Here is a 328-nt window from a genome sequence, read left to right as displayed (position 1 = left end):
GATAGGCAAGGTGTGTAAGCGTTGTGAGGCGTTGAGCTAACTTGTACTAATGACCCGTGAGGCTTAACCATACAACCCAGATGGGTTTTACTTGAAACGTTCCTGACGTTTAAAGCACTTCCTCCGTCCCTGGAGGTCGTACTGACCTTAGTAATAGAAATAGAGCGCTTAATAAAGTGCGAACTCAAGCTCCCAAAAAGAGCAATCAGCTTTCCGAATTATTATTTAATGCACAAATGAGTGCGTTAAATAAACAAAATTTGTCTGGAAACCATAGAGCTGTGGCACCACCTGATCCCATTCCGAACTCAGAAGTGAAACACAGTAT

1 rRNA gene is annotated in these 328 nt (G+C 42.7%); it reads left to right on the top strand.

Annotation, left to right across the window (positions count from 1 at the left end):
• Nucleotides 1–263: 263 nt before the first annotated feature.
• A 5S ribosomal RNA gene (rrf, locus tag H5073_RS18125) occupies nucleotides 264–328 on the top strand; the annotation flags it as partial.

Source organism: Shewanella sp. SR44-3, assembly GCF_014163735.1.
Classification (GTDB): Bacteria; Pseudomonadota; Gammaproteobacteria; order Enterobacterales; family Shewanellaceae; genus Shewanella.
This window is presented reverse-complemented; position numbering and strand designations above follow the sequence as displayed.